Genomic DNA, 4,856 nt, shown 5'->3' on the forward strand with positions numbered 1-4,856 from the left:
GGGGGGGGGGGGGGGGGTGGGTGTGTTGGGGGGGGGGGGGGGCCGGGCCCCGCCCACCGCCCCCGCCGCCCGGCTCGACGATCCGGACCCCAGGCAGCCTGCTGCGACGCGGCCGGAGGCGCCGCCTCGGGCGCCCTGACGGATCGTCGGGGAAGACGGTGTACGGAGGGGGCCTTCGTCGCTTGGGACGCTCTCCGGGCTCTCGGGGTTCCCGGGTGAGGATGTGGTGAAGAAAAGATCAGCGGCCCGGGCGGGCGCAGGAGACCGGCTCGTCGGCGGCCAGCGTGGCGGTGATCACCAGGGTGCCGTCCTCGGCCCGGAAGTCCAGCGGGGCGGCCAGCCGGCGCATCGCGGTGATCAGCCCGGTGTTGGAGGCGTGGGTCACCGCGTACACCGTCGTCACACCGGCCGCCCGGGCCGCCGCCGAGAGCTGCCGCAGCAGGGCCGGCCCGAGTCCGCGCCGCTGCCAGGTGTCCTCGACCAGCACCGCCAGCTCCGCCTCGTCGTCGTCCCACATCAGGTGCCCGAGGGCGACGATCCGCCCGTCGGCGGCCGTCGCGGCGAGGCTGTGGCCGTGCCGGGCGTCCAGCAGGTGGTCCAGGTAGCGGCCGGCGTCGCGGACCGGCCCGTGGTAGCGCAGCCGCAGCGAGGCGGGGGAGCAGCGGAGGTGCATCGCCAGGGCCGCGGCCCGGTCGGCCGGTCCGGCGGGGCGCAGCGTCAGCGCCGCCCCGTCCGCCAGCGTCAGGCGGGACGGCGCCGCCCGGTCCGGCTCCGTCACGGCTCGCGGCCGGTCGACCGGGGGGTGCGGACGGGCGGGCCGCAACGGGCCCCCGGCGAGCGCGGGCAGCCGGGCGGCCTGGCCCTCGGGCGCCGCGCACCTGCGGTCGGACCTGCGGAAAGGCCGGTGCCAGAGCCGTTCGGGGCGAGTGCGTGATGCCGTCATGCCGCCGACGCTACCGACGCCGCGCTTCCGGCCGGTTACGTGATCGTGAACGCAGGAATGACCTGGGCGGTTCCGGAGCGTGACGAGCGTGGCCATGTTCCGGGGGCTCGATCGGACTCGACCGGGCTCGACCGGACTCGACCGGGCTCGGACACCAGGGTGGCCGACGGGCCTGGGGTGCTCGCCCGGCCCCGACCGGATCATTGACCTGAACACGCTCACGGATGGCGCAGAATCCGGGAACGGACGAGCCCCTTCGGATAGGGATGGCTCGGCTTTCCGCCGATCCCACCTCCCCCGAAGGGGCCCACATGTCCTTCCCCTCGTCCCTCCTGAAGAAGTCCGCCCTCGTGCAGCGGTCCGTACTGGGCGTGGCGTGCTGCGCACTGCTGCTGGCCGCGCCGATCGCCCTCGCCCAGCCGGCGGCCGCCGCGGACGGGCCCAAGACGCCCCAGGAGGCCGCCGCCTGCAAGGCTGTCGTCTCCACGCTGCTCGGCGGCTTCGGGTCGATGCTCGCGAACTCGGCGTGCGTCGTCCAGCCGAGCGACAGCTGAGCGACAACTGAGCGGCGGCCGGGCGACGGCCGAGTGATGGCCGGGCGACCCGGCGGGCCGGGGCCACCCGAGGGACCGCCTCAGGCCCCGGCCACCGCTGCCACATGGGCGGCCGTATCTCACGGCTGCGCCGAGCGGTCAGGGGTGGGACGGGTCGTCGGGGAGGGTGAGGGTGGCGAGGGCGCCGCCGTCGGGGTGGTTGGTGAAGGTGAGGTCGGCGCCGATGACCCGGGCGTGGCCGGTGGCGATGGTGAGGCCGAGGCCGTGGCCGCGTCCGCGTTCGGGGGCGTTGGTGCGGAAGCGCTGGGGGCCGCGGGCGAGGAGGTCGTCGGGGTAGCCGGGGCCGTGGTCGCGGACGGTGATCCGGTGGCCGTCGACGTGCAGCCGGATCGGCGCGGTGCCGTGCCGGTGGGCGTTGAGCAGCAGGTTGCCGAGGATGCGGTCGAGGCGGCGCAGGTCGGTGCGGACCTGGCGGTCGGCGGCCGCGTCCACGTCCACGTCGACCTCCAGGCCGGTGAGCGTGACGGTGCGGCGCACCGCGCGCTCCAGCGGGACGGGGGCGAAGTCCGGGATCTCGGCGTCGGCGTCGAGGCGGGAGACCTCCAGCAGGTCCTCGACCAGCGAGCGCAGGGCCTGCACCCGGTTCTGGACGAGTTGGGTGGGGCGGCCGGGCGGGAGCAGTTCGGCCGCGGTGACCAGGCCGGTGAGCGGGGTGCGCAGTTCGTGGGCGACGTCCGCCGTGAAGCGTTGCTCGTCCTCCAGCCGCTGGTGCAGGGTGCGGGACATCAGGTCGACGGCGGCGGCGAGGTCGGCGACCTCGTCCTTCCCGTCGACGAGCTCGCCGATCCGGGTGTCCGTCCGGCCGGCGGCGATGCCCCGGGCGGCCGTCGCCGCGGTGCGCAGTCGGCGGCTGATCCGGTCGGCGACGAGCACGCCGGCCAGGACCGTGGTGAAGACCGCGGCGACGACGGTGATCAGGATGATCCGGTCGAGGTCGGCGATCGCCTGCCGGTCCTGGGTGAAGTCCACCCGGACGGAGAGCACCCCGGTCTGGACCGGTCGGGCTGCCCACATCGACTCGCCCTGCGGACCGCCGGCGAGCAGCGAGCCCTCACGGCCGCCGGCCGCGAGCGTCCGCAGCCCCTCGGGCAGCGCCGGGTCGTCCAGGGCGAACCGGTCGGTGACCTCGCCGCGCTTGTAGGTGTCCACGGCGGAGCCGAGCGCGGCGAGCGCGGCGGCGCGGGCCTGGTCCACGTGCTGACGGATCATCGCCTGGTGGACCAGCAGGCCGACGGCCACCGCCACCAGGACGGCGATGGCGGCGACGGCGGTGGCGATCTGACGGCGCAGGGTCATGCCGGACGCCGCAGTTTGTAGCCGAACCCGCGGACGGTCTCGATCCGGCCGGAGCCGATCTTGGCGCGCAGCCGCTGCACGTGGACGTCCACCACCCGGGTGTCGGCGCCCCAGTCGTAGTCCCAGACGCGTTCCAGCAGGGTGGAGCGCTCCAGCACGATGCCGGGCGCGGCGGTGAACTCCAGCAGCAGCCGAAGCTCGGTGGGGGTGAGCGGGACGAGGTGGCCGTCGACGCGCACCTCCATGCTGTCGGTGTCCACCTGCATGCCGTCGAAGCTGCGCAGCGCGGAGGAAGGGGCGTCCGCAGGCACGGCGGCGGTGGGAACGGCGGCGGCAGGGGCGGTGACGGGAGCGGCGGGGTCCACCGGCTCCTCGGGCAGCGCGGGTTCGGCCGGGACCACCCGCACCCGGCGTAGCACGGTGCGGATCCGGGCGACCAGCACGGCGCTCTCGAAGGGCTTGACGACGTAGTCGTCCGCCCCGGCCTCCAGACCGGACACCACGTCGACCGGGTCGGTGCGCGCCGACATCATCAGGATCGGCAGCTGGCTCTCCTCCCGGATCCGGCGGCAGAGGCCGACCCCGTCGAGGAGCGGCAGCATGACGTCCAGCAGGAGGAGGTCGGGGCGCACGGCGTGGAAGGCCTCCAGGCCCTCCAGGCCGTCGGCGGCCGTGGTGACCGGGAAGCCGTAGCGCTCCAGGGCCATCCGGGTGGCCTCCCGGATCACCTCGTCGTCCTCGACGAGCAGGATGTGCGGGTGGGCGGGCGCGGCTGCGGGGGTCATGGCTTCGCTTCCGAGGGAGCCGAGGGCGGGCGGACGGGGACCGGGACGGCCGTCTTCGGGGAGGAGACGCCCGCGCCGGCGCCGGCTTCGGGCAGGGAGGGCTGCGGCTGGGCGGATGGGCGGCCGCTGCGCTGGGCGACGGCGGGGCCGGCGGAGGGCGTGCTGGTGGGCGTCTGTGCGGCGCCGTTCGTGGCTCCGCCGGCCGGGCCGGCGATCGGGCCGGCGATCGGGCCGGTGTCCTCGACCTTCCGCTCCAGCAGGCCGAGCCGGACACCGTCCCACTGGTAGTGGCTGCTGGTCCGGACGAACGCGCCGGTCGGCTCGTAGAGCCACAGGTCGGATCCCACGGTCGCGGCGCTGAACCCCTTCAGCACCTCGACCTGGAGGATGGGCAGCAGCCGGTCGTCGGCCAGCAGGTAGACGTGCAGGACCACGGGCCCGGGGGTGGCGACGGCGACGACCAGTTCCTCCCGCCCGTCGCCGGTGAGGTCACGGAACTCGGGGCTGCGGACGTCGCAGGCGGGGCAGGAGTCCAGGGCGCGCCGCTCCTCCGGGCCCACCGTGGAGTCCTTGGCGAGGACGGTGCGGACGTCGACCGTCTTGATGTCGTGCCCGGGGACGGTCACGTCCGGGACGGGTTGCGGCGCGGCCTGGGTGGCGGCCCCGGCGCCGGTGGCGGGAGGGCGCGGCGGCGGGGAGGCCGCCAGGTCGGGCCAGAGCGGCTGGGCCACCAGCGGCGGCGCCACCGGCTGGGTGGCGCCGTGGTCCTGGAGCCCGCCGGGGGTGGCGCGGCCGAGGGCCAGGGCCGCGAGCGTCACGAGGACGGCCAGGGCGGCGAGGGCCGCCACCGGCACGGCGACGGGCCGGCGGCGGGGTGGGGATGCTGCTGCCACGGTCGGTGCTCGTCCTCCTGGTCTGCGGCGATGCGCCGGTTCGTCCCCGCACCGGCCTCGGTGGTAGGTCGCGTGGACGGCGGTCGGTGGTTCCCGTCCCGCCGTCCCCGCCGCCCCCCCGGGTGGACCCTCGAAACGACCCGACCGCCCGGGCGACCCGGCCGCGGCGGGGGGGTCAGGCCGGCGCGCCCCCCCGCGCCGCCCGGGGCGGCGGGTGCGCGCGGTTGGGCGCCGGGCGGCGGGGGGGGGGGGGCCCCCCCCCGGCTGCCGCTGACCGAGCTGATCGACACCCTCAACCACCTGGTCGGCGCGCACGGCCTCGGCC

5 protein-coding genes are annotated in these 4,856 nt (G+C 76.4%); 1 reads left to right on the forward strand and 4 read right to left on the reverse strand.

All coding sequences use genetic code 11. From position 1 onward, the window contains the following. Nucleotides 1-238 precede the first annotated feature (238 nt). The gene (locus ACFV6I_RS27210) at nt 239-943 is read right to left on the reverse strand and encodes a GNAT family N-acetyltransferase (protein ID WP_380428186.1); all 705 of its coding nucleotides are present in this window, start codon (nt 941-943) and stop codon (nt 239-241) included. A gap of 311 nt (nt 944-1,254) precedes the next feature. On the opposite strand from ACFV6I_RS27210, the gene ACFV6I_RS27215 reads away from it, so the two are divergent. Next, nucleotides 1,255-1,497 carry a hypothetical protein gene (locus tag ACFV6I_RS27215; protein ID WP_380428188.1) on the forward strand — a complete coding sequence of 81 codons (243 nt, stop codon included), beginning with the start codon at nt 1,255-1,257 and terminating at the stop codon, nt 1,495-1,497. 138 nt (nt 1,498-1,635) lie between these two features. Here the strand turns inward: ACFV6I_RS27215 and ACFV6I_RS27220 are convergent, their stop codons facing one another. Genes ACFV6I_RS27220 through ACFV6I_RS27230 form a run of 3 tightly spaced genes read right to left on the reverse strand, consistent with a single transcriptional unit; the run spans nt 1,636 to nt 4,531 of the window. Beyond that, complete coding sequence (locus ACFV6I_RS27220) at nt 1,636-2,853, reverse strand: sensor histidine kinase (protein WP_380345940.1); 1,218 nt, start codon at nt 2,851-2,853, stop codon at nt 1,636-1,638. Beyond that, the gene (locus ACFV6I_RS27225; RefSeq protein ID WP_063350333.1) at nt 2,850-3,638 is read right to left on the reverse strand and encodes a response regulator transcription factor; all 789 of its coding nucleotides are present in this window, start codon (nt 3,636-3,638) and stop codon (nt 2,850-2,852) included. The genes ACFV6I_RS27220 and ACFV6I_RS27225 overlap by 4 nt, the downstream gene beginning before the upstream one ends. Then, a complete protein-coding gene (locus ACFV6I_RS27230) occupies nt 3,635-4,531 on the reverse strand; it encodes a hypothetical protein (RefSeq protein WP_380345938.1) in 897 nt (298 codons plus the stop codon). Before ACFV6I_RS27230 ends, ACFV6I_RS27225 begins: the two co-directional genes overlap by 4 nt. Nucleotides 4,532-4,856 lie beyond the last annotated feature (325 nt).

Origin of the sequence: Kitasatospora sp. NPDC059803 (assembly GCF_042732255.1) — a bacterium.
Taxonomy (GTDB): domain Bacteria; phylum Actinomycetota; class Actinomycetes; order Streptomycetales; family Streptomycetaceae; genus Kitasatospora.

What these genes read in the sequence shown, in the direction of transcription:
- ACFV6I_RS27210 (WP_380428186.1), bottom strand. Translation starts at nt 943, where the DNA reads ATGACGGCATCACGCACTCGCCCCGAACGGCTCTGGCACCGGCCTTTC.
- ACFV6I_RS27215 (WP_380428188.1), top strand. Translation starts at nt 1,255, where the DNA reads ATGTCCTTCCCCTCGTCCCTCCTGAAGAAGTCCGCCCTCGTGCAGCGG.
- ACFV6I_RS27220 (WP_380345940.1), bottom strand. Translation starts at nt 2,853, where the DNA reads ATGACCCTGCGCCGTCAGATCGCCACCGCCGTCGCCGCCATCGCCGTC.
- ACFV6I_RS27225 (WP_063350333.1), bottom strand. Translation starts at nt 3,638, where the DNA reads ATGACCCCCGCAGCCGCGCCCGCCCACCCGCACATCCTGCTCGTCGAG.